This is a genomic window from Tuberibacillus calidus DSM 17572 (assembly GCF_000430685.1).
Classification (GTDB): domain Bacteria; phylum Bacillota; class Bacilli; order Bacillales; family Sporolactobacillaceae; genus Tuberibacillus; species Tuberibacillus calidus.
Genome location: NZ_AUMM01000004.1, coordinates 90,680 through 116,436 on the forward strand (window position 1 = coordinate 90,680; position 25,757 = coordinate 116,436).

The window sequence follows — 25,757 nt, forward strand, 5'->3', positions numbered from 1 at the left end:
AGGTGCGGCAAGCGGCGCCCTTTCTTTTCTTTATGTATGATTTTGTAAAAAACGGTGGATAATTGTGGCTGATGCTCGGTCAATTGCGACTTGCGGCGTGGACCTTATATTCTATATAATGTTTCTTGCAGTATTTCGGACGGAAAGGGTGAAAAGGATGGCACAGCAAAACCTCACCGATGATAAACCGCTCATTGATCGCGTCTACGATTTTCTCGCCGGTAAAAAGCAAGCCATGAACTTTTACGACTTGGCCAATGGTGTTATCCCAAGTGATATCGAAGGCGAAGAGCGCATCGATGTTTTAGCTCGTCTTTATACAACAATGAATATCGACGGTCGGTTTCTCGCGGTCGGTCAAAATTTCTGGGGTCTGAAAGATTGGTATCCGGTTGAACAGCAGGATGAAGACGTCGCTTCTCATTTGACGACGAAGCGCAAGCGCCGCGCGTTGAATGACGACTACGACGATTTCGATGATTTAGATGAAGACTTGATCGACGACTACGACGACATTGACGAAGACCTTGTTGACGATTATGATGACATCGATGAAGAGCACGAGTTGGACGATTACGATGATGAAGACCTTCTCGGAGACGACGATTTTGACGACACCGATGACGATACAGATGTGGATGAGGAACTGGAAATTGACGAAGACGACGATGAAGAACTCTCGTAATATCTTTTAGTTGATTCGAAAGTGAAACTCTGCTAAAATCACTTTTGGGCTATACGAGAACGATTTCGGTGTGCCTCCTGTTACAGGAGGCACACTTTTTATTTTTTATAAAGCTTTTAAAGTGCCCGCTTACTCGACTGCTTTTAATGAAAATGAACATACTAATCTTTAAAGGGGGATGTCTCTTTTGGCAAAATACATTTTTGTAACTGGCGGTGTTGTGTCTTCTCTTGGCAAAGGGATTACGGCGGCATCATTAGGTCGCTTGTTAAAAAACAGAGGGCTGAATGTCACCATTCAAAAATTTGACCCGTATATCAATGTCGACCCGGGTACGATGAGCCCGTATCAACACGGAGAAGTTTTCGTGACGGATGATGGAGCTGAAACCGACCTTGACCTCGGTCATTATGAACGGTTTATTGATATCAACTTAAATAAATACTCTAACGTCACAACAGGAAAAATTTATTCCTCGGTGCTCCGAAAAGAACGTCGCGGAGATTACCTTGGGGCGACGGTTCAAGTCATTCCGCACATTACAAATGAAATCAAAGAGCGCGTTTTTCGAGCTGGCCGGGAAACCGGGGCCGATGTCGTGATTACCGAAATCGGCGGTACGGTTGGCGACATTGAAAGTCTACCTTTTCTTGAAGCCATCAGGCAGATCAAAAGCGATGTCGGCATTGAAAACGTCATGTATATTCATTGCACACTTGTCCCGTACATTAGAGCTGCCGGGGAATTGAAAACAAAACCAACGCAGCACAGCGTGAAGGAGTTACGCAGCTTAGGCATTCAGCCGAATATTATCGTCGCCAGAACTGAAATTCCGCTGTCTCAAGATATGAAGGAAAAGATAGCCCTGTTTTGCGACATTGAGGTCGAAAGTGTGATTGAATGTCTAGATGCCGATACCCTTTACGAAATTCCGCTTGCTCTTCAAGCACAGCATCTTGACACCATCGTTTGCCGCCATTTGCATCTCAATTGTCAAGAAGCGGACATGACGGAATGGCGGGAGCTTGTCAATAAGGTAAAACATTTGCAAAAATCTGTGACCATCGGCCTTGTGGGTAAATATGTTAATTTGCAGGATGCCTACATCTCCGTTGTCGAAGCATTGCGCCATGCGGGCTATGATTATAATAGTGAGGTTCAAGTCAAATGGATCAACTCGGAAACCATAAATGATGAGAACGTCGGGGAACTTCTTGGTGACGTCAGCGGCATACTTGTGCCCGGCGGTTTTGGAGATCGCGGAATTGAAGGTAAATTAACAGCCATCCGTTACGCTCGTGAAAACAAAGTGCCGTTTCTCGGGATTTGCCTCGGCATGCAAATGGCTTCGGTGGAATTTGCCCGTAATGTTTTAAATTATAAAGATGCTCAATCGACGGAGATTAATCCCGATACGACCCACCCCATTATCGATCTATTGCCTGAGCAAAAAGATGTCGAGGATATGGGCGGGACGCTACGCTTGGGGTTATATCCTTGCAAGCTTGTCGAAGGCACCAAAGCCAGAGAAGCCTATGGGGAACCTGTCATTTATGAACGCCACCGCCATCGCTACGAATTTAATAACGAGTACCGGCAAGTGATGGAAAAGCATGGCTTTGTCTTTTCCGGTTTAAGTCCGGATGGGCGTTTAGTTGAAATCATTGAATTGCGTGACCACCCATGGTTTGTCGCTTCGCAATTCCATCCCGAATTTAAATCAAGGCCGACAAAACCACAGCCGCTTTTTAAACAATTTGTCGGCGCAGCATTAAATTTTAAAAAGAATTAAAATGAAGATGCTAAAAATTAATCCTTTAATCCAAAATCGAACGATAAAATAGCAAAGACCGATAAGCAAAGTGGTTGGGACAAAAGTGGCTAAAAGGCCGCGTCCCAAAAATAGAGGTTGGGCAAAAAGTGGCTAAAAGGTTGACCGCATCCCAATAATAACCCCATATCACTTTAAAAGTGGTACGGGGTTATTCGTTTTAATGTGACTTTATTTATATTGTTGGGGACAAATTTTTGGGAAATTGACTTATGTCCCAGCTCTTTTTAAATTTTAAAAGTTCCACCATTTTGGACGAAGTAATTAAAAAGGGCAGGAGGCTTGGCTTTTCTCCTATGCGAAATCAGCATGAGGTGTATGCCCTTGGTAAATTCATGGGTCAAAGCGAGAAGGTGACTATTCATATCAAAAAAGCAGGATATTTCCTTCTATTTATCGAATATTGGGAGATGAAAGGCGAGAGATCACGATAAAGAGGTGACGTAGGATGAGTAATGCCAAAAAAATTTTAGTCGTAGATGATCAATTTGGGATTCGGATTCTGCTAAATGAAATTTTTAAAAAAGAAGGTTACGTCACTTATCAAGCAGCAAATGGCGAGCAAGCTTTGTCTCTGGTGAAAGAGCATCAACCGGATCTCATCATTTTGGACATGAAAATTCCCGGCATGGACGGCATTGAAATCCTAAAAAAGCTGAAGGAAGATGCCTTAAAGGCGAAAGTCATCATCATGACGGCCTATGGTGAACTGGATATGATTCAGGAGGCCATGGCGCTCGGTGCCATCACGTATTTTTCCAAACCCTTTGATATCGATGAGTTGTTGGTTACGGTAAAGGAGCATTTAGACTAATACATATCTGCTTTCCATTTTCATCACAAGACTTTCCTTCACCGCAAAGCCTTACGATTTTTTCCCTTAGTCGTTTATATGCTATAATAATCATGTTTTATGAGCAATTCGTTAACAATGAAAATAAGGTGTAAAGGGGTCTGCCTATACATAACGAGCCCGTATGCTGACGACGGGCGAGCATCTTATTATTCATTTTTAAGGAGGAAACGAACATGGCTTTGGAATCCATGACGAGAATGTTAAACAAAGCAAGGGCTGAACAATATGCTGTCGGGCAATTTAATATCAATAACCTGGAATTTACCCAAGCCATTCTGCAAGCAGCGGAAGAAGAAAAATCACCGGTTATTTTAGGGGTTTCAGAAGGTGCGGCCAAATATATGGGTGGTTTTAAATTGGTCGTTGCCATGGTCAAAGCCTTAATGGATGAATATCATATTACTGTCCCCGTTGCCATTCATTTGGATCACGGATCATCCTTTGAAAAATGTGTGCAAGCCGTGCAAGCCGGTTTTACATCGGTGATGATTGATGGCTCTCATTATTCATTGGAAGAAAACATTGCGTTAACAAAAAAAGTTGTTGAAATGGCTCATGCTGTAGGCGTGTCCGTTGAAGCCGAACTCGGCCGGATCGGTGGTCAGGAAGATGATCTTGTCGTGACAGATGCTGAAGCTATGTATGCCGTTCCGTCTGAATGTAAACAATTGATTGACGAAACCGGTGTAGACTGCTTTGCTCCGGCTCTTGGTTCCGTTCACGGACCGTATAAAGGTGAACCGAAACTTGGGTTTGACCGCATGGAAGAAATCAAAAATCTGACCGGCGTCCCGCTTGTCCTGCACGGCGGCACCGGCATTCCGACAATGGACATTAAACGGGCGATTGAACTTGGACACGCCAAAATCAATGTGAACACCGAAAACCAAATTGCGGCAACGAAAGTCGTTCGCGACGTGCTCGCACAAAAACCGGATTTGTATGACCCGCGGAAATATCTTGGGCCAGCTCGTGACGCCATCAAAGAAACGGTTAAGGGTAAAATGCGCGAATTTGGTTCATCAGGTAAAGCGTAAAACCAACTTTTTTGAAAGATCTGTCGTCTGAAAAAAGCGGATAGCTAAAAAGGGGAACGGAGGGATTCGCGATGAAATTTTTCATTGATACGGCTAATCTCGATCAAATTAAGGAAATCCACGGACTTGGCTTGCTGAGCGGCGTGACGACGAATCCGACTTTAGTAGCCAAAGAAAACGTCGACTTCCATGATCGATTGCGGGAAATTACAGCCTTCGTGAAAGGCTCCGTCAGCGCTGAGGTCGTCTCAACAACGGCGGATGAAATGGTGGCAGAAGGGCGGGAACTCGCTCGGATTGCCCCAAATATCACTGTCAAAATACCAATGACAGAAGCGGGGATGACGGCCGTTTCGAAACTTTCGGCCGAAGGTATTAAAACCAATGTCACGCTCGTGTTTTCTGCTAACCAAGCGCTGCTAGCCGCACGTGCCGGAGCGACCTACGTTTCCCCGTTTGTTGGGCGGTTAGATGATATCGGTCATGATGGTATTGCCCTCATTGCGGAAATCCGTGAATTGTTTGACATTCACGATTTGGATACGGAAATCATCGCTGCTTCCATTCGCCATACCGCCCATGTCACACAGGCAGCTTTAGCAGGAGCGCATATTGCCACCATCCCATATACTGTATTTAAGCAATTGTTTAAACACCCCTTAACCGATAAAGGATTAGCGAACTTTTTGAACGATTGGGCGAAATATCAATCAAAAAGGTAAGCTTCCTTTCACACGACCTTTGACCGAACCATTGGGGAAGAACCATCTCAATAAAAAGGGAGTTTATCATGGAAAAAATAATGATCGAAGGCGGACATCGTCTTAATGGAACAATCACAATTGGCGGTGCCAAAAATAGTGCCGTAGCGTTAATACCTGCAGCGATTTTAGCGGATTCCACGGTCACCATCGATCAATTACCGGATATATCGGACGTCAGGCATCTTTGCGAATTACTAAAGGAAATAGGCGGGAAAGTCTCTTTTCAAAATAATACGCTAACCATCGATCCGTCCCAAATGGTCCCCATGCCGTTGCCAAACGGCCGTGTGAAAAAGCTCCGCGCTTCCTACTATTTAATGGGTGCCATGCTCGGACGGTTCAAAAAGGCGGTTGTCGGCTTACCCGGCGGTTGTAATTTAGGGCCAAGACCGATTGACCAACACATTAAAGGCTTTGAAGCGCTCGGGGCGAAAGTCACGAATGAACAAGGCGCCATTTATCTCAGGGCCGAGGAGTTGCGCGGTGCGCGCATTTATCTGGATGTTGTCAGTGTCGGCGCTACGATCAACATTATGCTTGCCGCTGTCCGGGCCAAAGGCCGAACGATTATTGAAAATGCCGCCAAAGAACCGGAAATTATTGACGTCGCCACCCTTTTATCAAGCATGGGCGCCAAAATTAAAGGAGCAGGTACCGATGTCATCCGTATTGATGGCGTCGACGCCTTGCACGGCTGCCGCCATTCCATCATCCCGGACCGCATCGAAGCAGGGACGTATATGATTTTAGCTGCCGCTATGGGGGAACGGGTGATCATTGATAACGTTATTCCGCAACATGTCGAGTCGCTGACGGCAAAGCTCAGAGAAATGGGCGTTGACATCGAGGTTTATGATGATCAAATCGCGATCTCCCGCGGCACGAAGCCATTGAAAAAGGTCGACGTGAAAACACTTGTCTACCCGGGTTTTCCGACAGACCTACAGCAACCTTTTACGGCGCTTCTTACACAAGCCCACGGTACAAGCATCGTTACGGATACCATTTACGGTGCGCGTTTTAAACATGTTGATGAATTGCGGCGAATGGGTGCCGATATTAAAGTTGAGGGAAGCTCAGCGATTATTGAAGGGCCGACGAAATTACAAGGTGCGCGCGTGAAGGCTTCGGAACTGCGAGCTGGGGCTTCCTTGGTGGTCGCCGGAGCAATGGCACACGGCATTACAGAAATCACTGGGGTGGAACATATCCATCGCGGTTACAGCCATTTAATAGAAAAGTTGAGGAATGTCGGCGCAAATATTTGGAGCGAACAAACCGGTGCCGAAGAAGATGAAACGGCGAGGGTTGGCGACTGAGCTTTTTCTTTAAAAAACTTATAAAGACTTCAAGCGCTTTCTTCATCGCTTGGACAAGTGCTTTATCGTTTGGCGACATAAAGCTGAAAGGAAGATGGAGATGGAAAGAAGTCTTTCAATGGAACTAGTAAGAGTCACCGAAGCAGCAGCCTTAGCCTCCGCCCGTTGGCTTGGACGCGGCAAAAAGGCTGAAGCCGATGATGCCGCGACAACGGCGATGCGCCGGGTGTTCGATACAATTCCGATGAAAGGAACCGTCGTGATCGGCGAAGGAGAAATGGACGAGGCGCCGATGCTATATATCGGTGAAAAACTTGGCACCGGCTACGGCCCCAGAGTGGATGTTGCTGTCGATCCGTTGGAAGGCACCAACATTGTAGCCAATGGAACGTGGAATGCCTTGGCGGTCATTGCCATTGCCGATGACGGCTGTCTTTTGCATGCCCCGGATATGTATATGGAAAAAATCGCTGTCGGCCCTGAATCTGTCGGCTGCATCGACCTTGATGCGCCGGTTGTGGATAATCTAAAAGCCGTGGCCAAAGCCAAAAATAAAGATATTGAGGATCTTGTCGCGATTATCCTCGATCGCGAACGCCACGAAAAACTCATCCATGAGGTGCGGGAAGCTGGCGCCCGAATCAAACTCATTCCTGACGGTGATGTCGCTGCTGCCATTTCGACCGCTTTTGAGGACACCGGTGTTGACATATTATTTGGAACCGGAGGAGCGCCTGAGGGCGTCATCTCTGCTGTAGCGCTGAAGTGTCTCGGCGGGGAATTGCAAGGGCGGCTTGTCGCGCAAAACAAAGCGGAAATGGAACGCTGCAAAAAAATGGGCATTGAAGACTTGAATCAAATCCTCCGCATGGATGACTTAGTCAAAGGGGACGATGCCATTTTTGCTGCCACCGGTGTCACAGACGGCGAACTTTTAAAAGGCGTCCGGTTTAACGGGACATCAGGCATCACTCATTCCGTCGTCATGCGCGCCAAATCCGGCACCGTGCGTTTTATCCACGGTACCCACAGTCTTAAAAAGAAACCTAACCTCGTCATTAAATGAAAAGGGCAAAAGGCAGTACGAAATCATAAAGTACTGCCTTGCAAACTTTTATTTGAAGCCGTATAATAAGGCAGAATAGAACACACTTTCCGCCGTCGAACGAAGCAAAACTCTGCCAGGACTCCTTTTAAACCTCTCTGTTCTCGTTTCCTTTATGATGTCCATAAGGTACATTGAGTCTTGGGATGGGACAAGTTTTCCTCTTAAAATCATAGTTTGAATCATCGATTTTTTGGTTAGAATAAGGGATAGAAAGATAAAATGAAAAGCATTTCAGCTTCTTATCTATTGATATAATTTTACCTTCCTTACAGGCCGAAAACCGCATGATGCACCAACACCCCGATGGACCTAAAATGGTTCAGTCTTGTGCGGCATTTATTCCCTTTATTCGACTTTTTCATGACATATAGAAAAAACATAGCCAACCCGTGATGGGTTTCGGTGTTGAATGGTCAAATTTTGCTTGCCTACCATACCCAATCGCTTGATCCAATAGAATAAAAACAAATAAAGCGTGGTGTCATAATGGGAGTTACCTTATCAGAATTAGAAAATATGAAACTTAAAGATTTGTATCAACTGGCGAAGCACTACAAAATCTCTTACTATGGTAAGCTGAATAAACGCGAGTTGATTTTTGCCATTTTAAAAGCTCAGGCCGAACAAGACGGCTTATCCTTCATGGAAGGGGTATTGGAAATCATCCCGAATGAAGGATTCGGTTTTTTGCGTCCGATCAATTATTCACCCAGCTCTGAAGACATCTATATTTCCGCTTCGCAAATTCGCCGTTTTGACTTGCGGAACGGGGATAAGGTTTCCGGTAAAGTGCGACCGCCGAAGGAAAACGAACGCTATTACGGCTTGTTGCACGTCGAAGCAGTGAACGGTGAAAATCCTGATACGGCAAGGGAACGCGTCCACTTTCCAGCGTTGACACCGCTTTATCCAGACCGGAAAATGCATTTGGAGACGACTCCAGAAAACATTGCCACCCGGGTCATTGATATGATTGCCCCTGTTGGCTTTGGCCAGCGCGGACTAATCGTTGCGCCGCCAAAAGCAGGTAAAACGATGCTGCTCAAGCAAATTGCCAACAGCATCACGACGAATCACCCCGAGGTCGAGCTGATCATGCTGCTCGTCGATGAACGCCCTGAGGAAGTCACAGACATCGAGCGATCGGTGCAAGGAGAAGTCGTCAGCTCCACATTTGACGAAGTTCCGGAAAATCATATCAAAGTGTCGGAACTCGTTCTTGAGAGAGCGATGCGCCTCGTCGAGCATAAGAAAGATGTCGTCATCTTAATGGACAGCATCACGCGCTTGGCCCGCGCCTATAACCTTGTCATCCCGCCGAGCGGCCGCACGCTTTCCGGCGGTATTGACCCGGCAGCTTTCCACCGCCCGAAACGATTCTTCGGGGCTGCGCGCAATATTGAGGAAGGCGGTAGCCTCACCATTCTTGCAACGGCTTTAATTGACACCGGTTCGCGGATGGATGATGTCATTTATGAAGAATTTAAAGGAACTGGGAACATGGAGCTTCATCTCGACCGCCGTTTGGCCGAACGCCGCATCTTCCCAGCCATTGACATCCGCCGTTCCGGAACGCGGAAAGAAGAACTTTTGATTGAAAAAGAACATCTCGAACATTTATGGGCGATGCGCAAAACGATGGATGAAACGCCGGAATTCGTGGAACATTTTTACCGCCGCCTCAAACAGACACGATCCAACGAGGAGTTCTTCGATTTATTTGCCAAAGAACGAAGTGGAAAATTATAAAAGGAAAAAGCATGTGTAAAATTTATCGGAGCAAAGTGATGGAAAAATAGAGAAGGCACTCTAACATAAATCGGCGCCTTGAAATGAGGGACCACTCCTGTTATAATGTCATTTGTGTAATTAACTCTGGTTTGAAAGATTAACCAGGGCATAAAGGAGCTGAAACGAAGATGAAAAACGCCATTCATCCGGGATATCATAAAGTAAAAGTCCAATGCGCTTGCGGAAACGAATTCGAAACCGGTTCGACCAAAGAAGGTCCGATCCGTGTCGAAGTGTGCTCCGAATGCCATCCATTCTATACGGGGCGTCAACGCTTCACCGAAACCGGCGGCCGTGTGGACCGTTTCAAAAAGAAATACAACCTCAAATAATGTTATACAAAATCAAGGGGTTGACTCAACACGATGGGCGAAAAACTCCGCCAGAACGATATATAGAGGTTCTCACACAATGTTCCACTATATAACAGCTTTGGCGGAAAGCCTTCTTGAGTCAACCTCTTTTCAATAGGTGCTTATGTCTGGGGATGCTGTCACCCGGTTTAACTATGGAATAAAAACGAAAGGATGTTTGCGGCATGCCATTTTACCGCAAATGCGGCTCGATTGAATGTATCTGCGGCGGGATGTTTTCCGGAAAATCGGAAGAACTCATTCGGCGCGTCAGAAGGGCGGCTTATGGGAAACAAAAAGTGCAAGTTTTTAAACCGATGATTGATAATCGCTATGACGTGGATTCAGTCGTTTCCCACGATGGTAAATCGATTGAAGCGCGTCCGATCGAATGGTCCAAAGACATCCTTAATCTCGTTGAAGAAGATACGGACGTCGTTGCCATTGATGAAATTCAGTTCTTTGATGATTCGATCGTCACAGTCGTAAAAATCTTGGCTGATCGTGGGAAACGCGTCATCTTTGCCGGTTTGGACATGGATTTTCGCGGCGAGCCGTTTCACCCTGTCCCTGAACTCATGGCCATCGCCGAGAGCGTCACGAAACTGAATGCCATCTGCGTCATATGCGGAAACCCAGCCAGCCGCACGCAGAGACTTATTGACGGAAAGCCCGCCGCCTATACCGATCCGGTCATTATGGTCGGCGCCGCAGAATCCTATGAAGCCCGCTGCCGCGATTGTCACGAGGTACCCGGCAAACCTATCCCAATCTTGAAAAAAGAACTTGAACTTAAATAAAACCGAAACCTCTGGTACCACCGATGAGTGAATTTAACCGTTAAGGCATATATCAGTCAAAAAAGGACCACAGTGCATAGAGCTGTGGTTTTTCTAATTGGTGAAGGAATGTACTTCTGGAACAAAAAAACCCCCGCGCTCCTCGTTTTTGTTCCTGGTTTTTCGCCGATGGCTTTTTAGATTTTAAAAAGGTAGCGGCATCGATCCAGGGCTTTGGCACCCCATTAAATCGGGAAATGACAACAACGGCTTTGACAAAATCTATTTTAGATTAAATTGAAGCTTGTTCTGAGCCTCCTTATACTTGAATTGTGGATAAAATATGAACGCCACGAGAAATGTAAACGTTTTATTAAGGAGGACTTACCATGACGGCGATTGCCGAAAAACATACACAGCAAACGTCTTTTAAAGTAAAAATCCAGCGTTTGGGCAGCTTCTTAAGCGGAATGATCATGCCGAACATTGGTGCATTTATCGCTTGGGGGTTAATTACAGCATTATTTATCCCAAAAGGATATCTGCCAAACAAGCATTTGGCAGAGCTAGTCGACCCCATTATTAAATTTCTTTTGCCCATCTTAATTGGTTATACCGGGGGTAAAATCGTTTATAAGGAACGCGGTGGCGTTGTCGGCGCTGTGGCGACAATCGGTGTTATCGTTGGATCCGATGTGACGATGTTCTTAGGTGCCATGATTATGGGGCCGATCGGCGCCTATTGCATTAAGCAGTTTGACAGAGCCGTGGAAGGTAAAATTCGCCAAGGCTTTGAAATGATTGTCAACAACTTCTCAGCCGGTATTATCGGTGGGATCTTAGCGATTCTTGCTTTCCTCGGCATTGGCCCGGCTGTTCAAACCTTAGACCACTGGCTGACAACGGGTGTTCAATTTATCGTTGATGCCAATCTCATTCCATTAGCTAATATTTTTATTGAACCAGCAAAAGTCTTGTTCCTTAACAATGCCATAAACCACGGGATTTTGACACCGCTTGGCATTCAAGAGGCAAAAGAGCACGGTTACTCTATTTTATTCTTACTAGAAGCAAACCCTGGCCCTGGTATTGGCCTGCTACTAGCCTATATGTTCTTTGGCAAAGGGACAGCCAAAACATCCGCTCCCGGTGCGGCTTTAATTCAGTTCATTGGCGGTATTCACGAAATTTATTTCCCATACGTCCTGATGAACCCGTTATTAGTGTTTGCGGTCATGGCGGGTGGCGTCAGCGGTGTCTTTACTTTAAACCTTTTACACGCTGGCTTAATCGCCCCAGCTTCACCAGGAAGCATTATTGCCGTTCTTGCCATGACACCAAAAGGGCATTATTTCGGAGTTTTAGCTGGCGTCATCGTGGCAGCGGCCGTCACCTTTATCGTTGCCTCGTTCATCCTTAAAACGAGCAAACAGACGGAACAAAATCTTTTAGAAGCTGCTGATAAAATGCAACAAATGAAAGGTAAGAAAAGTAGCGTCGCTTCTGTTTTTGATAGTCAAGCGAATCAAGAAAACTTAGAAAAAACGGTCAACAAAATCGTGTTTGCTTGTGATGCCGGAATGGGCTCGAGTGCGATGGGTGCCTCCATCCTCCGGAAAAAAGTGAAAGATGCGGGCTTAGACATCGAAGTCACGAATACGTCGATTAACAATCTTCCCGATGATGCCGATGTGGTAGTCACTCAAGAAGAATTGACCAACCGGGCAAAAGCGAAACTGCCAAAAGCCACTCATATTTCCGTCGACAATTTCTTAAGCAGTCCAAAATATGATGAACTGATCGAAAAACTAAAAGACAATCAATAACCCTATGTAGAAACGAGGTGAGCGGGAATTCCCCCGTGCCACCTCGTTTTTTAATCATGTCAACAAGTGACTCGACTAAAACGCATTTTCTTCTTATTGTTTAGCAGGTGATTTGCGCGTTATGCTAGAAGAGTAGGTATAATATTAAAATGTTGTCAGCATTATAAAGGAAAACGGAGGTGATGGCGATGTACTTTTCCGCACGAGAAAGGCTTTTACTGGAAGCCCTTTTATCAACAGATGAAGATTTGACAGTCAAGCAATTGGCACAGGATCTTGGTGTCAGTGAGCGGACCGTTCATAGGGATTTAAAAGGCATTGAAAAAAGCCTTAGAAGCCATCACCTTACGCTCCTTAAAAAATCCGGCGTTGGCATTCGGATTGCAGGTGCTAAAGAAGACATCGAAGCCCTTCGACTAGCTTTATTGAAACAGCAGCCCAATGAATATACACCTGAAGAACGGCAGACGATGATGTTATGCACGTTGCTTGAAGCGGGTGAGCCGACAAAACTCGTGGCGTTGGCCAATGATTTAAATGTCACGATTGGCACAGTCAGCAGTGACTTGACGAAATTAGAAGGGATGCTACATGACTATAACCTCCAGTTAATTAGAAAAAGAGGCTATGGCGTGGAGCTTGTCGGTGAAGAAGAGTCCAAAAGGAAATTGATGAGTGACCTCATTAGCACCCATCTCGACGAATCGGAATTTTTATCGATCGTAAAAGACAACATCAGAAATAAAGCCGGAAAAAGCATGGCTTCCATTTCCGAAAAATTGCTCGGGCTTGTGGAAAAAGAAAAGCTCATTATTGTGGAACGGGTCATCGAAGAAATCCATCGCGAGTGGAATTACCATATCGCCGACAGTGCCTATATTGGCCTTGTGGTGCATTTAGCGCTGGCCATTGAGCGCATCCAACAAGGGGAAAACATCCATATCGACTCGACCTATTTGGAAAGTTTGAAGGCGACACCTGAGTACAACATGGCAGAAAAAATTAGTCGCAAATTGGAGCAAGTTTTCCAAATCGATATTCCGGAAGCCGAAACGGGCTATATCACTATGCATCTACAAGGTGCCAAACTAAGATATGAAAATGAATTGATGAATCAACCTGCTCAATTAAAAATCGCCGAAAAGGCGAAAAGTCTCATTGACCACGTCGGCCGCAAAATCGGTGTAGATTTCACAGATGATTATTCACTGTTTCAAGGACTCGTTACCCATCTCGCCCCGGCGCTTTTTCGGGTCAAGCAGCGCATGCGCATCCATAATCCCTTGTTGGAGAAAATTAAACAGGATTATGCTTCGCTGTTTGATATCGTTAAAGACAGTGTGACGAACACTTTTCCAGAACTGAACATTCCCGACGAAGAGATTGGGTTCATTGTTCTGCACTTTGGTTCCTCGCTATTGAAGCATAAAGATATCAGAAATATTAAGGCACTGGTGATTTGCTCAAGCGGTATCGGAACGTCTAAAATTTTGAGCACCCGTCTGAAGAAAGAATTACCTGAATTAAAGGACTTACAAAACGTGTCTCTGTTTCAGTTTGGTAGGATGAACCCGTCTGAATATGATTTAATTCTATCAACCATTAAGCTGCCCGATTATAACGATGAGTATATTGTCGTCAGTCCCATTTTGACTCAGGAAGAAATTGAGCGTATCCGGGATGCGATCAACCGTAAAGCGGTACAAAAAATGAAAGTTTCCGATTCGAAGCCGATAGATCTGGGAACGGTTAATGTGCAAAATTTCCGTTCCTATATTTTGGCGATGAATGAATACGCCGAAGCGATTCTTGCCATCTTGGATCACTTTTTCGTCTATGATTTGGGTTCACCTGCATCGGTCGAAGAGGCGTTACGGACTTTTTGCAGTAAATTGGAAGAACGCATGCTGATTTCGGATGCTAGGGCGGTGACCGAACGCCTTTTGGAAAGGGAAAAATTCGGCGGCCTCGGCATCCCAAACACGCATCTTGCCCTTTACCACACAAGGAATCGCGAAATCTATCAACCATCCTTTACGATCGGCATTCTGCGTAACCCGTTAAGCGTGATGGGGATGGATGAAGCGATGATGCAAGTCGATCATCTTCTGCTGATGCTCGCGCCGGAAGCGGAAAGCCGTGGCGGGATGGACATTCTAAGTCTAATTAGCTCCCTTATCATTGAAAACGCCTCTTTATTCGAGTCCGGGGACCAAGAGAGCATAAAAGCTTTTCTTGCTTCCAAATTCGATCAATTTTTACACGAAAAAATTCAAGAAATGAGGAATAAATAATGTCATCGATCCTTAACCCTAACAATATCCTATTAAATCAAAAAGTGAATAACAAAGAAGAAGCGATCCGTCTTGCCGGGCAAATCTTGGTGGACCAAGGTTATGTCGATGCGGAGTATATCGAAAAAATGCTTGAGCGTGAGAACATTACATCGACCTACATGGGTAATTTCGTAGCCATTCCTCATGGCACGGAGGATGCCAAACAATCCGTTAAGGCCTCAGGAATCTCCATCGTTCAAGTACCTGAGGGCGTCGATTTTGGCAAAGGCTTGGTTAAGGTTCTATTCGGCATTGCGGGCAAAGATAATGAACACCTTGAGATTTTGTCCAACATTGCCATTGTATGTTCGGATGAAGCAAACGTTTTAAAAATCGTCAACGCTAGAACGAAAGAGGAAATTCTCGCCCTCTTTGAAGAGGTGAAGTAACATGCGTGCAGTTCACTTTGGTGCGGGCAACATCGGCCGTGGGTTTATTGGAAACTTACTTTATCAATCCGGTTACGAGATCTGCTTTATAGATGTTGCCGACGCTCTCGTTCAATTATTAAACGAAAGACGCGAATATACCGTTATTTTGGCCGATGAAACCCATGAAGAATTCGTTGTGAAAAATGTATCCGCGATTAATAGTCAGTCTGACCCTGAGCGCGTCATCGATGCCATCAGTCAAGCCGATCTTGTCACTGCTGCTGTTGGTCCAACGGTTTTGCCGCTTATCGCGGAAATCGTGGCCAAAGGTTTACAGAAACGTCTACAAGAAGGCGCCAAACCCTTAAATATTATCGCTTGTGAAAATATGATCGGAGCGAGCACTTTACTGAAAGAGAAAGTGTATGAAAAAATCAGCCCGGATGATCGCGCGGCTTTTGATCAGCATTTTGGCTTTCCGGATGCAGCCGTTGACCGCATTGTTCCTAACCAAAACAATGAAGATAAACTAACCGTTAAAGTCGAACCTTTTTACGAATGGGTCGTTAACCAAACGCAAGTCATCGGTGAGAAACCGCCGGTCAAAGGCATCACCTATGTGGATGATTTAAACCCGTATATCGAGAGGAAGTTATTTACGGTCAACACAGGGCATGCCATTACGGCTTATCTAGGGTATGCGGCTGGTATTCCGACCATTGACCAAGCGATGCAAGATGCCTCGATCCGATCGGTTGTGACAGGTGCACTCGCTGAAACCGGAGCCGTTTTGATGGAAAAACATGGTTTTGCACAAGCCGAGCATGAAAAATATATTCAAAAAATACTGGGCCGCTTCACGAATAAGCATATAACCGATGAAGTCACACGCGTTGGCCGTGCGCCGATTCGGAAATTGGGGCCGAACGATCGGTTAGTTAGCCCTGCTAAACAATACCTGGAACTTTTCGGACATGCCCCTGCTCATTTAGTGAAAGGCATCGCTTCCGCTTTAAAATTTGATTTCAAAGAAGATGCCGAAGCCGTCCGTCTTCAAGAAACCATCCAAAATCACGGTGTCAAAGCCGCCATCCAAGAATACTGCGGTTTGGATGCGGATGCTGAACTCACAAAGCTGATCCTCAATGAGTATAAATAATGGCGACAGAGTGAGCCGCGGGGCTCGCTCTTTTAATATTGGTAAGAAAGCCGCTCCTTTTTCAAGCCAGCATAAAGGTTGCTAAGTCTAAAAAGGTTGCTTTATATAGGCCGCTCGGACATAAAAGGGATGCCACATTAAGATGGTGGCACAAGCCAGGAGCTCGCCTTTTCCTTATTTTGGGCTCATTCTTTCGGACTTTGACGCCTGTTTTTTCCTATAATATAATTGGATTTGGCATCTTGGCGGTGATAAGCCGCGAACGCATATTGAGGTGAAGACCGATGATGTTTGAACGTTTGCAAGCGTTAGAGGATAGATATGAAAAATTAAATCAGTTATTGTCCGACCCAGAAGTCATCAATGACCCGAAACGGCTGCGGGACTATTCCAAGGAATCTTCGGATTTATCGGAGACGGTCCAAACCTATCGGGATTATAAAGCGACGACGAAAGAGCTGGAAGACGCGAAATCCATGCTTGAAGAAGAAAAAGACCCGGATATGAGGGACATGATTCGCCAGGAAATAGACGAACTTGAAGATCGAAAAGAAGCCTTGGAAGAGCGGCTCAAAATTTTATTGCTTCCGAAAGACCCGAATGATGAGAAAAACGTTGTCGTCGAAATTCGAGGTGCGGCAGGCGGCGACGAAGCCGCGTTGTTTGCAGGTGACCTTTTCAAAATGTACACCAAATATGCTGAGTCTCAAGGCTGGCATGTGGATGTCATTGAAGCCTCTCCAAATGAAATCGGCGGCTATAAAGAAATCATTTTTATGATCAATGGGAAAGGCGCCTATTCGAAACTAAAATTCGAAAACGGTGCCCACCGCGTGCAGCGCGTCCCGGAAACGGAATCCGGCGGTCGGATTCACACATCCACCGCGACGGTCGCCGTTTTGCCTGAAGCCGAAGAAGTCGAAGTAGAAATCAACGAAAAAGATATACGCGTCGACACCTTTGCCTCAAGCGGTCCCGGCGGCCAAAGCGTCAACACCACAATGTCGGCTGTGCGTCTCACCCACATCCCGACCGGCATCGTTGTCTCCTGCCAGGACGAAAAATCGCAAATTAAGAACAAAGAAAAAGCGATGAAAGTTCTCCGCGCGCGCATTTATGATAAATTTAAAAAAGAAGCGGAAGCCGAATATGCCGCAACGAGAAAATCAGCCATTGGCACAGGTGACCGCTCCGAGCGGATTCGCACGTACAACTTCCCGCAAAGCCGCGTGACGGATCACCGCATTGGTTTAACGCTCCATAAACTTGACCAAGTTTTAAATGGGGAGCTGGATGAGATCATCGATGCCCTCATCGTCCAAGAACAGGCCGAACTGATTGAAAAAGCGGAGGGTCGCTAAACATGGCGATGACGATACACGGAGCCCTGATGTGGGCTTCTTCTTTTTTAAGGGAACATCACCGAGATGAAAATGGCGGCGAATGGCTTTTGCGCCACCGACTAGGCCTCACTCGGGCTCAGCTTTTGGCTGCCTTCAGTGAACCGCTTACCGACAGTGATTGGGATTGGTTTCAAGCACAAGTCAAGCGCTTATCCGAAGGGGTGCCGGTGCAACATATCCTCGGGTTTGAGGAATTTTACGGACGCCGTTTTGAAGTGAATGAACACGTCCTCATCCCGCGTCCGGAAACGGAAGAACTGGTCCAGGAGATCTTGCAATGGAAGAGGCTGGTCTTTAAGGACCAACCCGTCCGCTATGTCGATGTCGGTACGGGCAGCGGGGCGATTGCCGTCACGTTAAAATTGGAAGATCCAGAAAGCCAGGTGTTTGCCGTTGATCTCTCCGAAAAGGCTCTTGAGGTGGCCGCTCGGAATGCGAACCGGCTTGGCGCGGATGTCGTTTTTCAAAAAGGCGATCTCTTAACACCTTTTATCGGCCAAGCAACCTTTGATATCGTCGTCTCAAATCCCCCATATATCCCGACCGAAGACATCCACACGCTTGACGATGTCGTAAAACACCATGAACCCCATCTCGCCTTGGACGGCGGCCCGGATGGATTAGTCATGTATCGGCGGCTCTGTCGGGATCTTCCGAAGGTGCTCGCCTCGCCCGGCATTGTCGGATTTGAAGTTGGTGACGGTCAAGCCGAAGCCGTCCGCACGCTTTTGGCTGCAGCCTTTCCGAACAAGGCGAACGTGTACGTCAAAAGGGATATTAGCAATAAAGAGCGGATGTGCTTTGCTGTTACATACAGCTAAAGAGGCGCTATTTGGGGGGCGTCCCTTCGCTATAGGCCACGGTGCGACACGCCGATTCGAAGTAGGGGATTGCACCGTCAACGATTTTAGTGATGCGACTTTTGATAGTTACGAGATTAATAAATTCCTAATTTTTCATGTTTGAAGTCCCGCCCTTCTGTCCATAATGGCGGATAGAGCGATTTAAAAAGGGCGGGAGAACCATGAAACAGAAAGTCATTTTGAGCACACTGCTATCATTATTTATTCTTATGATTTTCATGGAAGTCACACAGAATCTATCAAAAGCCGAAAACCATGCCGATAAAATTCCTGATGATGCGATTCGCTTGCGGATTTTAGCCAACAGTAATTCTGCGAGCGACCAAGCGGTCAAAAGAAAAATACGGGATGCGGTCAATGCCAATGTGGAACAATGGGTCGGGGAACTGCGCTCTGTCGACCAAGCGAAACGCGTCATTCGTTCCCACCTTGATGACCTCCGGGCGATCGTGGCACGAGAACTGAAAGCGATGGGGATTAACGAACCTTTTACGGTAAAACTCGGAAAAGCCGATTTTCCCACAAAAATGTACGGCGGTTATGTTTATCCAGCCGGAAAATATGAAGCGCTCGTTATTACTTTGGGCGAAGGGAAGGGCGCCAATTGGTGGTGTGTCTTATTCCCTCCACTCTGTTTTCTAGATTTTGATAACGGGGATGCCGTAAAACCGGATGCCCACGGCGAACCGGCCAAACCACATCACGTGGAAGCGTCCCAAAAACAAAACGATGACGTAAAAGTCCGATTTTTTCTCGTTGATTTATTCGAGGGCATTGTGAAATTTTTTAAGAGTCTAGTGGACTAGAAAACTTCTATTTTCCAACTCCCCTTCATAGATTGGTAGTAAAGATGGGAGGAGGAAATAGAATGAACATTATTCAGGCCGAAGCTGAAGATCTGTTCAAAATAAAAGATTTTGCGAAAAAAGTGGGTGTGGACTGGCCCGACATCGACGACGCCACCCGCTTTTTTATACTGAATAAAGGACAAATGGCAGCTAGCTTGGGGTTTACACTCATTGGCGACTGTGCGGTATTAAGGGCGCTGATTATTGATCCGGAACAGTGCGGATTAGGTGAAGCGATGCATTTATTACAAATGGTCTGTCAGAAAGCGCAGGAGCTTGGCGCAAAAGCGGTTTACTTAGCGACGACTGTTCCTGCCTATATTTTCCAGTTAACTGGTTTCACTAAAATAGAACCAAAAGACCTTCCGGAAGCTTTGCGGAACCACCCGCCTTTTTCTAAACAGGCCGAAAAGGGACATGCTACAATGATGATGAAATACTTGAAAGAATAAAACTGGCAAGGCTAAAGTAGGTGAAAAGGTGTTAACAAAAATTTGGAGGGTTGATCCAACCGCGGGGAACCTTGAGGAAAACGCGGGGATTCAAGAAGCAGCTACCTACATCCGGGATGGGGAGGTGATTGCTTTTCCGACCGAAACGGTTTACGGCTTGGGAGCTAACGCCCTCTCGGATAATGCAGTAAAAAAAATTTATGAAGCAAAAGGTCGCCCGAGCGATAATCCGCTCATCGTCCATATTTCGGACTTTCAGCAAGCCGAACGCGTCGCCCGTTCCATTCCGGACGCTGCGGAAAAATTGATGAAGGCTTTCTGGCCAGGTCCCCTTACGGTCATTGTTCCGGCAGCGGATGCTGTCGCGAAAACCGTGACGGCTGGCCTTAAGACAGTTGGTTTACGCATGCCTAAACACCCAGTCGCCCGCGCCTTGATATCGGCTGCAGGTGTCCCGATAGCGGCACCGTCCGCCAATTTGTCCGGAAAGCCAAGCCCTACCGAAGCTTCACACGTCTACGAAGACATGAATGGCCGCATTGCCGGCATATTAGATGGCGGCCCAGCCGGTGTCGGAGTTGAATCAACGGTCGTCGACACCACGCAAGACCTCGTGACGATCCTCCGTCCCGGCGGCATTACAAGGGAACAACTCGAAGCGGTTTTGGGAAAAGTCGCTTCGGACCCCGCTTTAAAAGATAAGAAAGCTCAGCCAAAAGCCCCCGGCATGAAATACCGGCACTATTCGCCAAAAGCGCCAGTCGAACTCGTCTCAGGCGGCCTGCAGGAACTTAAACAAGCCGTCGCGCGCGCTAAAGAAACTGGTCTTACCGTTGGGGTGCTGACGACAACGGAAAACGCCAACGTCTTTAAAAATTTGGCGGATGTCATCAGTGTCGCCGGCACGCGCGCGGATCTCGCGACAGTGGCGCAAGGGCTTTTCCATGCTTTGCGCCGCTTCGATCATTACGACCTGGATATCATTTTCAGCGAAACTTTCCCCGCAGAAGGCATTGGGGAAGCGATCATGAATCGTTTAAACAAGGCAGCCGGCAGCTCAAAAAATGATGGAATGGAGTAGCTGGACTGTTCAAGGAATGATTGAGTCGTGCGGCCAACCGTCTTGAAAGGAATACCGCTGACTGTGTGCCTATCTCTTTTTCGGTCATATGAAAATAAAGAGTGAAAAACCACTTAGGATTAGCTCTCAACTACCGAATAAATGACTTCTAAAGCCCTAGGGACATGCATATTTTGTTGTAGGCATGTATAGGGGGCGAAATCAAGTGGGATCAGCGGCAATCATTGGACCATTATTTGCAATCCTAATGATGGCATTAGCGTTAGGTATGGATGCTTTTTCGGTTGGGATGGGCATGGGCATGATCGGCCTCAGGCTGCGGCAAATCGCTAAAATTGGTCTGACCATTGGCTTTTTTCATATGTTAATGCCCCTGCTCGGCATCGGAATCGGTCACATCCTCTCCGACTACTTTGGTACGGTTGCCCATGTGGCTGGCGGGACCTTGCTTCTTTTACTTGGTGCGCAAATGATTTTTTCATCATTTCAAACCGAAGAGAAAATTTTGCGTCCGGTAGGTTTGGGACTTATTCTCTTTGCCCTCAGCGTTAGTCTTGACAGTTTTTCCGTCGGCTTGAGTTTAGGGATTTTCGGAACGCGTGTTGTCGCGGCCATTCTCATGTTCGGCCTTGTCAGCATGTGCCTCACTTGGGCGGGGCTATTGCTTGGACGAAAAGTTCAGCGTTTTTTTGGTTCATATAGTGAAATCCTTGGGGGATGCATACTGTTTGCTTTTGGGATAAAGCTTCTGTTACAGATGTAAGTTTGTGTGAATAGTGATGGCCCTTCCATCAGAAAGGGCTTTTTTTACTGGCAAGAAAGTAATCATTGTATTTGGGCCAGCATGCCTTAAAACTTAGAGGAGCTAAGTTTCATTAATTGTACTTCCATGTGAAAATCGGTTTCCCAGATGTCTGGGGTTGTTTTATAATGGAGATGCAAAAAATCTGCACTCTTACGAAAAATGTTTTATTGGTGACAGTGATTTCAAAAGGTGTCGTGGTGATTTCTAATCACGAGAAGCGAGAAAGGTCGCCGATCATAGCTGTTTCGAAGGGTGTCATGCTTAAAATCGCATATAATAAAAACACCGATACATAATTTTTGGGGGTGAGCGATTGAAGAAGGTGCTTTTTGTTTGTACGGGCAATACTTGTCGAAGTCCGATGGCCGAGGCTTTATTAAAAGATATGGCGTCTGAACAATTTGAAGTCAAATCGGCAGGGCTGTATGCAGTGGATGGGCAAGATGCGTACCCTCACGTGAAAACGGTTTTAGAAAAAAGAGGGATCCCGATTCAACATCATTCGCAAAAGGTAACGCCAGAACTCGTGAATTGGGCCGATTTGATTTTGACGATGACCCAGGGCCATAAAGCGGCACTGATTCAACAATACCCCGAAAAAATCGAAGCGATTATGACCCTTAAAGAAGCGGCACAGGATGAAAAAAAACGGGAAGAATGGCAGGAAGCTGTTGCGGATTATGAAATGAAGCGAGTGCTATATGACAAGGCAAAAGAAAACGGCGAACCAGAGGCGGCCCTTAAAGAAAAAGAATACGAAGTTCAGATAGCCTTAGAAAAGCTGCACAAATTAGAGAAAAAGGAATTGGATCTGGACATCGCCGACCCATTTGGTGCCTCAGAAGAAACATATGAAAAAGTTTGTCAGGAAATTGAAGAGTATTTACTTCGTTTTTTGCGGAAACATGTCTAACTTTTCCCGGGAAATGACGAAACGAGTGATTTTTTATATTATCGTTACGAAGGTATATCTTTTTTCGGGATAGGATAAAGGAAGCGAAAGCTCTGCCTTTTCTCCAAGAGCTTCTCACAGCCAAGTTTTTTTAAGAGAAAGGATTAATGAAAATGGATGAACCACTGGATCATATTTCAGAACAGGTAACCGCTGTATTGAATGCCTTAAATGAGGCGATGCCGTTATCCAAAGAACATATTCTCGTTGTCGGAACCAGTACGAGTGAAGTGATCGGCAAGCACATCGGTTCAGCCGGCACTGTCGAAGTTGCCAAAGCCATATATGATGCGCTCCTTGCTTTTCAGGAAAAAACGGGGGTACATTACGCTTTTCAATGCTGCGAGCATCTTAATCGAGCGCTTGTCGTTGATGAACAGTTAGCCAAGGAACGCGGCCTCGAAAGGGTGACGGTGATCCCTGTCAGGTCAGCAGGAGGGGCAATGGCCACTTATGCCTATTGTAAAATGGAAAATCCAGTCGTTGTCGAATCGATTAAAGCGGATTGTGGCATCGACATTGGCGATACCTTTATCGGCATGCATCTTAAACCCGTTGTCGTTCCTGTGCGTTGTGAAGTGACGGAAATCGGACATGCCCATGTCACGATCGCAAGGACAAGACCTAAACTCATCGGCGGTGAGCGAGCCGTCTATCCGGAGAAAGAAAATATTCAAAGGTGTTAAAGAAAGAGAAACAGACCGAAAGAAACTTGCAATACGTCCGGGATAGGATAAACTGGAGTATGGAGAGGATGTGACGATCATGGAAACCATTCGAGCTAAAGATCCTGAAGTCTACGCCGCTATTGAAAAAGAACTCAATCGGCAACGTCAAAAAATTGAACTCATTGCCTCTGAAAACTTTGTCAGCGAAGCCGTTTTGGAAGCAGCCGGGTCTGTATTGACGAACAAATATGCAGAGGGCTACCCCGGTCGCCGTTATTACGGGGGCTGTGAATATGTTGACATTGTTGAAAATTTAGCAAGGGAACGAGCAAAAGCCTTGTTTAATGCCGAACACGTGAATGTTCAACCCCACTCTGGTGCGCAGGCAAATATGGCGGTTTACTACACCGTTTTAGAGCCTGGTGACACCGTGCTCGGGATGAATCTCTCTCACGGCGGCCATCTTACACACGGCAGCCCTGTGAACTTCAGCGGCGTGCTGTATCGTTTTGTCGACTATGGTGTGGATCCGGAAACGCATCAAATTAACTATGATGCGGTATTAGAAAAAGCCAAAGCGCATCGGCCAAAGCTGATTGTTGCGGGAGCAAGCGCTTATCCGAGGGAAATTGACTTCGCCAAATTCCGTGAAATTGCGGATGAAGTAGGCGCTTACCTGATGGTTGATATGGCGCACATCGCAGGTCTCGTTGCGGCTGGGCTCCATCCGAATCCTGTCCCATATGCGGATTTTGTGACCACGACCACACATAAAACATTGCGCGGTCCTCGTGGCGGCATGATTTTATGTAAAGAGCAGTACGCAAAGAAAATTGACAAATCCGTCTTCCCAGGCATCCAGGGCGGCCCGCTCATGCACATCATTGCGGCTAAGGCCGTTGCTTTAGGTGAAGCACTGGATCCAGCTTTTAAAGACTACGCCAAACAAATCGTTGCCAATGCTAAAGCTTTAGCCAATGGCTTGAGTGAAGCCGGCTTGAATTTAGTAACCGGCGGAACGGACAATCATTTATTGTTACTGGATGTTCGCAACCTTTCGTTAACCGGCAAGGCTGCCGAGAAGGCGCTGGATGAAGTTGGCATTACAACCAATAAAAATACAATCCCGTTCGACCCGGAAAGCCCGTTTGTCACAAGCGGCGTTCGGATGGGAACAGCGGCGGTCACCACCCGTGGTTTTAAGGAAGACGATATGAAAGAAGTCGCCGATTTAATCGCTGCTGTGCTAAAAAATGTTGAAAACGAGCCAAAACTAAACGAAGTGCGCGAACGCGTTCAGGCCTTAACGGCGCGTTTTCCGTTATATCCAAAATTTTAAGTGAATGACCGCTACCGGCGGTCTTTTTTGCGTGATTCACCAAAGGGAAAATTTAATGCTTGCTTAGCATCCTGCGGTCTTGTATTGGACATGGTTTTTCTGTACAATTTCACGGGAGAGCTTTTTGGAATTGATCATAAAAGGAGAGGTTTTACATGGGCCAAGTTAAAGTTCTGGATCATCCGCTGATTCAGCATAAATTAACATATATAAGAGACTACCGAACAGGCACAAAAGAATTCAGAGAATTGGTGGATGAAGTCGCGACGCTCATGGCATTTGAGATCACGAGAGACCTCCAATTGGAAGAAATCCAAATTAAAACCCCGGTGGCTGAGGCAAAGGCTTATCAACTATCTGGCAAGAAACTCGGCATCGTCCCGATTCTGCGTGCGGGGTTAGGAATGGTCGACGGTATTTTAAAACTTATACCCGTCGCCAAAGTCGGCCATATCGGTTTATATCGTGATCCTAAAACGCTGAAACCCGTTGAATACTATTTTAAAATGCCATCCGACATTCATGAACGTGATTTAATTGTCGTCGATCCGATGCTTGCAACAGGTGGTTCAGCTTCTGCGGCCCTTACTCTCTTAAAAGAGCGAGGCGCATTAAACATTAAACTTATGTGCCTCATTGCTGCGCCAGAGGGCGTCCAAAGGATCCAAACCGACCATCCCGATGTGGATATTTATCTCGCCGCTTTGGATGAAAAACTCAATGAAAAAGGCTACATTGTTCCCGGCCTGGGTGATGCGGGTGACAGGTTGTTTGGGACGAAGTGAGGAAGGTAGGATTGCCGCCTCAGGAGACTTTCTTCAGGGATCTAAGGCGGCAAGATTAATAACGTAATAGCGTCTGCATCAGAGAACAACAAATCCATGGATCATTCCTGCGGTTTACGTTCAAAAAAACGTCACATTTATCAAGCGTCGAGCCTTCTGTCATCAGTTAAAATAGGTGATGTGACTTACTAATACTTTTTCACTTGTTTTACATTGACAAGCCCGGTGCCGATTGGTAAGATTTCAAGGGACGAGGACTATTATAGGGCTTTCATTGCGAAAAGTGTTGAAAATTGGAAATTTACCCGATGAACTTCCCGGCTTCCAAGCCATCTCTCTTTTTGGA

Annotated in this window: 24 protein-coding genes; all 24 read left to right on the forward strand. The window is 46.2% G+C overall.

Going from position 1 to position 25,757, the window contains the following annotated elements; genetic code table 11:
- Nucleotides 1-157: 157 nt before the first annotated feature.
- A complete protein-coding gene (rpoE, locus tag H532_RS0101480) occupies nucleotides 158-685 on the forward strand; it encodes a DNA-directed RNA polymerase subunit delta (RefSeq protein ID WP_027723985.1) in 528 nt (175 codons plus the stop codon).
- A 187-nt stretch (nucleotides 686-872) separates the two neighbouring features.
- Nucleotides 873-2,477, forward strand: coding sequence for a CTP synthase (locus tag H532_RS0101485; protein ID WP_027723986.1), 1,605 nt, complete (start codon nucleotides 873-875; stop codon nucleotides 2,475-2,477).
- Between the two features lie 487 nt (nucleotides 2,478-2,964).
- Nucleotides 2,965-3,330, forward strand: a complete 366-nt coding sequence (locus H532_RS0101495) for a response regulator (protein ID WP_027723988.1) — start codon at nucleotides 2,965-2,967, stop codon at nucleotides 3,328-3,330.
- 215 nt (nucleotides 3,331-3,545) lie between these two features.
- Nucleotides 3,546-4,409: a class II fructose-1,6-bisphosphate aldolase gene (gene fba / locus H532_RS0101500; protein ID WP_027723989.1), complete on the forward strand. Its 864-nt coding sequence runs from the start codon at nucleotides 3,546-3,548 to the stop codon at nucleotides 4,407-4,409.
- Between the two features lie 71 nt (nucleotides 4,410-4,480).
- A complete protein-coding gene (gene fsa, locus H532_RS0101505; RefSeq protein ID WP_027723990.1) occupies nucleotides 4,481-5,131 on the forward strand; it encodes a fructose-6-phosphate aldolase in 651 nt (216 codons plus the stop codon).
- 68 nt (nucleotides 5,132-5,199) lie between these two features.
- Complete coding sequence (locus H532_RS0101510) at nucleotides 5,200-6,492, forward strand: UDP-N-acetylglucosamine 1-carboxyvinyltransferase (RefSeq protein WP_027723991.1); 1,293 nt, start codon at nucleotides 5,200-5,202, stop codon at nucleotides 6,490-6,492.
- 100 nt (nucleotides 6,493-6,592) lie between these two features.
- Nucleotides 6,593-7,558, forward strand: a complete 966-nt coding sequence (gene glpX / locus H532_RS0101515) for a class II fructose-bisphosphatase (protein WP_027723992.1) — start codon at nucleotides 6,593-6,595, stop codon at nucleotides 7,556-7,558.
- A 528-nt stretch (nucleotides 7,559-8,086) separates the two neighbouring features.
- On the forward strand, nucleotides 8,087-9,349 hold the full coding sequence (gene rho, locus H532_RS0101520; RefSeq protein ID WP_027723993.1) for a transcription termination factor Rho: 1,263 nt from the start codon (nucleotides 8,087-8,089) through the stop codon (nucleotides 9,347-9,349).
- 170 nt (nucleotides 9,350-9,519) lie between these two features.
- Nucleotides 9,520-9,723 (forward strand): 50S ribosomal protein L31, encoded by a 204-nt coding sequence (gene rpmE / locus H532_RS0101525; protein ID WP_027723994.1) that lies wholly within the window; start codon nucleotides 9,520-9,522, stop codon nucleotides 9,721-9,723.
- 206 nt (nucleotides 9,724-9,929) lie between these two features.
- Nucleotides 9,930-10,544, forward strand: a complete 615-nt coding sequence (locus H532_RS0101530; RefSeq protein WP_027723995.1) for a thymidine kinase — start codon at nucleotides 9,930-9,932, stop codon at nucleotides 10,542-10,544.
- 377 nt (nucleotides 10,545-10,921) lie between these two features.
- Nucleotides 10,922-12,349: a PTS mannitol transporter subunit IIBC gene (locus tag H532_RS0101535; protein ID WP_027723996.1), complete on the forward strand. Its 1,428-nt coding sequence runs from the start codon at nucleotides 10,922-10,924 to the stop codon at nucleotides 12,347-12,349.
- A 188-nt stretch (nucleotides 12,350-12,537) separates the two neighbouring features.
- Complete coding sequence (locus H532_RS0101540) at nucleotides 12,538-14,643, forward strand: BglG family transcription antiterminator (RefSeq protein ID WP_027723997.1); 2,106 nt, start codon at nucleotides 12,538-12,540, stop codon at nucleotides 14,641-14,643.
- Nucleotides 14,643-15,074 (forward strand): PTS mannitol transporter subunit IIA, encoded by a 432-nt coding sequence (locus H532_RS0101545; protein WP_038111276.1) that lies wholly within the window; start codon nucleotides 14,643-14,645, stop codon nucleotides 15,072-15,074. Before H532_RS0101540 ends, H532_RS0101545 begins: the two co-directional genes overlap by 1 nt.
- A gap of 1 nt (nucleotide 15,075) precedes the next feature.
- Complete coding sequence (locus H532_RS0101550; RefSeq protein WP_027723999.1) at nucleotides 15,076-16,215, forward strand: mannitol-1-phosphate 5-dehydrogenase; 1,140 nt, start codon at nucleotides 15,076-15,078, stop codon at nucleotides 16,213-16,215.
- 287 nt (nucleotides 16,216-16,502) lie between these two features.
- Nucleotides 16,503-17,576, forward strand: coding sequence for a peptide chain release factor 1 (gene prfA / locus H532_RS0101555; protein ID WP_027724000.1), 1,074 nt, complete (start codon nucleotides 16,503-16,505; stop codon nucleotides 17,574-17,576).
- Nucleotides 17,577-17,578: 2 nt separating this feature from the next.
- Nucleotides 17,579-18,439: a peptide chain release factor N(5)-glutamine methyltransferase gene (gene prmC / locus H532_RS0101560; protein WP_027724001.1), complete on the forward strand. Its 861-nt coding sequence runs from the start codon at nucleotides 17,579-17,581 to the stop codon at nucleotides 18,437-18,439.
- A 203-nt stretch (nucleotides 18,440-18,642) separates the two neighbouring features.
- Nucleotides 18,643-19,287, forward strand: coding sequence for a stage II sporulation protein R (gene spoIIR / locus H532_RS0101565; protein ID WP_027724002.1), 645 nt, complete (start codon nucleotides 18,643-18,645; stop codon nucleotides 19,285-19,287).
- Between the two features lie 62 nt (nucleotides 19,288-19,349).
- Nucleotides 19,350-19,781 carry a GNAT family N-acetyltransferase gene (locus H532_RS0101570; protein ID WP_027724003.1) on the forward strand — a complete coding sequence of 144 codons (432 nt, stop codon included), beginning with the start codon at nucleotides 19,350-19,352 and terminating at the stop codon, nucleotides 19,779-19,781.
- A gap of 28 nt (nucleotides 19,782-19,809) precedes the next feature.
- Complete coding sequence (locus H532_RS0101575; RefSeq protein ID WP_027724004.1) at nucleotides 19,810-20,862, forward strand: L-threonylcarbamoyladenylate synthase; 1,053 nt, start codon at nucleotides 19,810-19,812, stop codon at nucleotides 20,860-20,862.
- 247 nt (nucleotides 20,863-21,109) lie between these two features.
- Complete coding sequence (locus tag H532_RS0101580) at nucleotides 21,110-21,625, forward strand: manganese efflux pump MntP (protein ID WP_425426219.1); 516 nt, start codon at nucleotides 21,110-21,112, stop codon at nucleotides 21,623-21,625.
- A gap of 364 nt (nucleotides 21,626-21,989) precedes the next feature.
- Nucleotides 21,990-22,580 (forward strand): low molecular weight protein arginine phosphatase, encoded by a 591-nt coding sequence (locus H532_RS0101590; RefSeq protein WP_245566384.1) that lies wholly within the window; start codon nucleotides 21,990-21,992, stop codon nucleotides 22,578-22,580.
- A gap of 152 nt (nucleotides 22,581-22,732) precedes the next feature.
- Entirely contained in the window at nucleotides 22,733-23,305 is a 573-nt protein-coding gene (locus tag H532_RS0101595) for a TIGR01440 family protein (RefSeq protein WP_027724007.1), read from the forward strand.
- 79 nt (nucleotides 23,306-23,384) lie between these two features.
- Nucleotides 23,385-24,626, forward strand: coding sequence for a serine hydroxymethyltransferase (locus tag H532_RS0101600; RefSeq protein WP_027724008.1), 1,242 nt, complete (start codon nucleotides 23,385-23,387; stop codon nucleotides 24,624-24,626).
- Nucleotides 24,627-24,781: 155 nt separating this feature from the next.
- Nucleotides 24,782-25,411 carry a uracil phosphoribosyltransferase gene (gene upp, locus H532_RS0101605; RefSeq protein ID WP_027724009.1) on the forward strand — a complete coding sequence of 210 codons (630 nt, stop codon included), beginning with the start codon at nucleotides 24,782-24,784 and terminating at the stop codon, nucleotides 25,409-25,411.
- Nucleotides 25,412-25,757: the final 346 nt, after the last annotated feature.

Bases quoted from the DNA above. Each gene is read 5' to 3' on its own strand.
- rpoE (WP_027723985.1), top strand. From the start codon at position 158: ATGGCACAGCAAAACCTCACCGATGATAAACCGCTCATTGATCGCGTC.
- H532_RS0101495 (WP_027723988.1), top strand. From the start codon at position 2,965: ATGAGTAATGCCAAAAAAATTTTAGTCGTAGATGATCAATTTGGGATT.
- fba (WP_027723989.1), top strand. From the start codon at position 3,546: ATGGCTTTGGAATCCATGACGAGAATGTTAAACAAAGCAAGGGCTGAA.
- fsa (WP_027723990.1), top strand. From the start codon at position 4,481: ATGAAATTTTTCATTGATACGGCTAATCTCGATCAAATTAAGGAAATC.
- H532_RS0101510 (WP_027723991.1), top strand. From the start codon at position 5,200: ATGGAAAAAATAATGATCGAAGGCGGACATCGTCTTAATGGAACAATC.
- glpX (WP_027723992.1), top strand. From the start codon at position 6,593: ATGGAAAGAAGTCTTTCAATGGAACTAGTAAGAGTCACCGAAGCAGCA.
- rho (WP_027723993.1), top strand. From the start codon at position 8,087: ATGGGAGTTACCTTATCAGAATTAGAAAATATGAAACTTAAAGATTTG.
- rpmE (WP_027723994.1), top strand. From the start codon at position 9,520: ATGAAAAACGCCATTCATCCGGGATATCATAAAGTAAAAGTCCAATGC.
- H532_RS0101530 (WP_027723995.1), top strand. From the start codon at position 9,930: ATGCCATTTTACCGCAAATGCGGCTCGATTGAATGTATCTGCGGCGGG.
- H532_RS0101540 (WP_027723997.1), top strand. From the start codon at position 12,538: ATGTACTTTTCCGCACGAGAAAGGCTTTTACTGGAAGCCCTTTTATCA.
- H532_RS0101545 (WP_038111276.1), top strand. From the start codon at position 14,643: ATGTCATCGATCCTTAACCCTAACAATATCCTATTAAATCAAAAAGTG.
- H532_RS0101550 (WP_027723999.1), top strand. From the start codon at position 15,076: ATGCGTGCAGTTCACTTTGGTGCGGGCAACATCGGCCGTGGGTTTATT.
- prfA (WP_027724000.1), top strand. From the start codon at position 16,503: ATGTTTGAACGTTTGCAAGCGTTAGAGGATAGATATGAAAAATTAAAT.
- prmC (WP_027724001.1), top strand. From the start codon at position 17,579: ATGGCGATGACGATACACGGAGCCCTGATGTGGGCTTCTTCTTTTTTA.
- spoIIR (WP_027724002.1), top strand. From the start codon at position 18,643: ATGAAACAGAAAGTCATTTTGAGCACACTGCTATCATTATTTATTCTT.
- H532_RS0101570 (WP_027724003.1), top strand. From the start codon at position 19,350: ATGAACATTATTCAGGCCGAAGCTGAAGATCTGTTCAAAATAAAAGAT.
- H532_RS0101580 (WP_425426219.1), top strand. From the start codon at position 21,110: ATGATGGCATTAGCGTTAGGTATGGATGCTTTTTCGGTTGGGATGGGC.
- H532_RS0101595 (WP_027724007.1), top strand. From the start codon at position 22,733: ATGGATGAACCACTGGATCATATTTCAGAACAGGTAACCGCTGTATTG.
- H532_RS0101600 (WP_027724008.1), top strand. From the start codon at position 23,385: ATGGAAACCATTCGAGCTAAAGATCCTGAAGTCTACGCCGCTATTGAA.
- upp (WP_027724009.1), top strand. From the start codon at position 24,782: ATGGGCCAAGTTAAAGTTCTGGATCATCCGCTGATTCAGCATAAATTA.